Annotated in this window: 4 protein-coding genes; 1 reads left to right on the top strand and 3 read right to left on the bottom strand. The window is 72.2% G+C overall.

The features are described from left to right. A partial coding sequence (locus OZN99_RS28245) for a shikimate dehydrogenase family protein (RefSeq protein ID WP_408611962.1) occupies positions 1 to 509 on the bottom strand: 509 nt, incomplete at its 3' end. A gap of 101 nt (positions 510 to 610) precedes the next feature. On the opposite strand from OZN99_RS28245, the gene gshB reads away from it, so the two are divergent. Then, complete coding sequence (gshB, locus tag OZN99_RS28240) at positions 611 to 1,555, top strand: glutathione synthase (protein ID WP_270938551.1); 945 nt, start codon at positions 611 to 613, stop codon at positions 1,553 to 1,555. A gap of 66 nt (positions 1,556 to 1,621) precedes the next feature. Here gshB and OZN99_RS28235 read toward each other — a convergent pair whose 3' ends face one another. Both OZN99_RS28235 and ald read right to left on the bottom strand, forming a co-directional pair. Further along, positions 1,622 to 1,879, bottom strand: coding sequence for a GlsB/YeaQ/YmgE family stress response membrane protein (locus OZN99_RS28235; RefSeq protein WP_270938550.1), 258 nt, complete (start codon positions 1,877 to 1,879; stop codon positions 1,622 to 1,624). Between the two features lie 67 nt (positions 1,880 to 1,946). Continuing rightward, positions 1,947 to 3,065 (bottom strand): alanine dehydrogenase, encoded by a 1,119-nt coding sequence (gene ald / locus OZN99_RS28230; protein WP_270938549.1) that lies wholly within the window; start codon positions 3,063 to 3,065, stop codon positions 1,947 to 1,949. Between the last annotated feature and the right edge of the window lie 211 nt (positions 3,066 to 3,276).

Here is a 3,276-nt window from a genome sequence, read left to right as displayed (position 1 = left end):
TCGCGGGCGATCGCCTCGGCGCGGGCGGGGGTGCGGTTGACCAGGGTCAGGCGCGGGCAGCCGGCTTCGAGCAGGGCCGCCGCCACGGCGCGCACCGCGCCGCCGGCGCCGAGGATCACCGCCGGCCCGTCCGCGGCGCGCCAGCCCGGCGCCTGCTCCCGGATGCTCTCCAGGAAGCCGAAGCCGTCCGTGCTGGTGCCCTCGATCCGGCCGTCGCGGAAGACCAGCGTGTTCACGGAGCCGGCGCGGCGCGCGACGTCGGACACCGTGTCGCACAGGGCGAAGGCGGCTTCCTTGTGGGGGATGGTGACGTTGGCGCCGGCGAAGCCGAGGTCGGCCAGGCTGCGCACCGCGGTGGCGAAGCGGTCGGGATGCACGGGCAGCGGCACATAGGCGCCGTCCACCCCGTGGCGCGCCAGCCAGAAGCCATGCAGCCGCGGCGAGCGGGAATGCGAGACGGGCCAGCCGAGGATCCCCGCCAGCCGGGACTTGCCCGAGAGGGTGCGCATGACGGGGACGTGAACCCCGCCGAAGGCGGCGGTCAAGGGTTGCCGCGCCCCCTTTCCTCCCGCCGCGCCGGGTGCCAGAGGTTGCGCAGGGAGAACCGCAGATGGCCCGTAGCCTTCGCGTCGCGGTCCAGATGGACCCGATCGCCTCGATCAACATCGACGCCGACAGCACCTTCGCCCTGATGCTGGAGGCGCAGTCGCGCGGCCACGTCCTGTGGCACTACCATGTCCGCGACCTGGCGCTGGTCGCCGGCCGGGTGGTGGCGCATGCGCAGCCCGTCACGGTGCGGCGCGTGAAGGGCGACCACTTCACGCTGGGTGCCGCGGAGGAGGTGGACCTGTCGACGGTGGACGTGGTGCTGATGCGCCAGGACCCGCCCTTCGACATGGCCTACATCACGGCCACCCATGTGCTGGAGCACATCCACCCGAGGACGCTGGTGGTGAACGACCCGGCCAGCGTGCGCAACGCACCGGAAAAACTGTTCGTCACCCACTTCCCGGAGCTGATGCCGGAGACGCTGATCAGCAGCGACATCCGCCAGATCCGCCGCTTCCGGGAGAAGCACGGCGACATCATCCTGAAGCCGCTGTTCGGCAATGGCGGCGCCGGCGTGTTCCACCTGCGGCCCGACGATCCGAACATGAACGCGCTGCTGGAGATGTTCACCGAGCGCTCGCGCGAGCCGCTGGTGGTGCAGCGCTACGTGCCGGACGTGCGCAAGGGCGACAAGCGGATCATCCTGGTGGACGGGGAGGCCATGGGCGCGATCAACCGCGTGCCGGCGGCCGGGGAGGCGCGGTCCAACATGCATGTCGGCGGCAAGCCGGAGCCGACGACGCTGACCGACCGCGAGAAGGAGATCTGCGCGGCGATCGGGCCGGAACTGCGGAAGCGCGGGCTGATCTTCGTCGGCATCGACGTGATCGGCGGCTACCTGACGGAGATCAACGTGACCTCGCCGACGGGCCTGCAGGAGATCGCGCGCTTCGACGGCGTGCACCTCGAACGCGCCATCTGGGACGCGATCGAGGCGAAACGCTGAAGGGAATCGGCTGCAGCTGCCGACGATCTCCCTCCCCCGCGCGCGGGGGAGGGAGCAGCCGGTCCGTCAGACGGCGGTGCGGCGCGCGACCGCGAAGCGATAGACGACCAGCACGATGATCGCGCCGACCACGGCGCCGATCAGCCCGGCGCCCTCGCCGGCCCTGTACCATCCCAGCGCCTGGCCGAGCCAGGTCGCGACCAGCGCGCCCACGATGCCGAGCAGCGTGGTGATGATGAACCCGCCGGGATCGCGTCCCGGCATCAGGAATTTCGCGATCAGCCCGGCGACGAAGCCGATGATGATGGTCCAGAGGAATCCCATGGCGTCCGCTCCCGCTCCTGCCTTGCGGAAGCGGTAAGACTCGCCGGCCCTGCCGGTTCCCGGCCGCTCAAGCCGTGAAGGCGCGCTCCACCGGCAGGTGATCCAGCCCGAGCGCCTCCGCCACCGCGGGGTGGGTGACGCGGCCGGCATGGACATTCAGGCCGCGCGCCAGGTGCGGATTCTCCGCGCAGGCCCGCGCCAGGCCCTTTTCCGCGATCTGCAGCGTGAAGGGCAGCGTCGCGTTGTTCAGCGCCACCGCACTGGTGCGCGCCACCGCGCCCGGCATGTTGGTCACGCAGTAGTGCACCACGCCTTCCTCCACATAGGTCGGCTCGGCATGGGTGGTGGGGCGGGAGGTCTCGAAGCAGCCGCCCTGGTCGATGGCGACGTCCACCACCACGCTGCCCGGGCGCATCTCCGCGACCATGGCGCGGGTGACGAGCTTCGGTGCCGCCGCGCCGGGCACCAGCACGGCGCCGATGACCAGGTCGGATTCCGCCACCGTCGTCTCGATCGCCTCCCGCGTCGCGAAGCGGGTATCCACCGCACCGTTGAACTCCACGTCCAGCGCGTGCAGGGCGCGCGACGACCGGTCCAGCACCGTCACCTGGGCGCGCATGCCATGCGCGATGCGGGCGGCGTTCGCGCCCACCACGCCGCCGCCGATGATCGCCACCCGCGCGCCGGGCACGCCAGGCACGCCGCCGAGCAGGATGCCGGCGCCGCCCGCCTCCTTCTCCAGGCAGCGGGCGCCGACCTGGGGCGCCATGCGGCCGGCGACCTCGCTCATCGGGCGCAGCAGCGGCAGGCCGCCTTCCGCCTCCGTCACCGTCTCATAGGCCACCGCGCTGGCGCCGGATTCCATCAGCCCCTTCGCCTGGGCGGGATCGGGCGCGAGGTGGAGGTAGGTGAACAGGATCTGGCCGGGGCGCAGCTGCCCCCATTCCCGGGGCTGCGGCTCCTTCACCTTCACGATCAGCTCGGCCTCGGCGAAGACCTCGGCCGCGGTCGCGGCGATGCGGGCGCCGGCCGCGGCATAGCTGGTGTCCGGGAAGCCGATGGCCGCGCCGGCGCCGGTCTCGACCAGCACGCTGTGGCCATGCGCCGTCAGCTCCCGCACCGAGCCCGGCGTCAGGCCGACGCGGTATTCGTGGACCTTGATCTCCTTCGGCACGCCGATGCGCATGGTGTCTCCTCCGTGGCGCAAAGATCGCGCTGGCGGCGGGCAAGGTCCATGCGTCAGTCTCGCACTGCGAAGCGAGGACGGTTCACGAGATGTGCGACGCCTGCGTGATGAACCGCGTCGCCGGCGCGCTCGGCCGGCGCGGGATGCTGGCGGCGGCGGCCGCGGCGGCCAGTGTGCTCGGCATGTCGGCGCAGCCCGCCGCGGCGCAGGC

Origin of the sequence: Falsiroseomonas oryzae (assembly GCF_027856955.1) — a bacterium.
Lineage (GTDB): Bacteria > Pseudomonadota > Alphaproteobacteria > Acetobacterales > Acetobacteraceae > Falsiroseomonas > Falsiroseomonas oryzae.
Note: the sequence above shows the minus strand (reverse complement) of the source record. Positions and strands in the feature narration are given on the sequence as shown.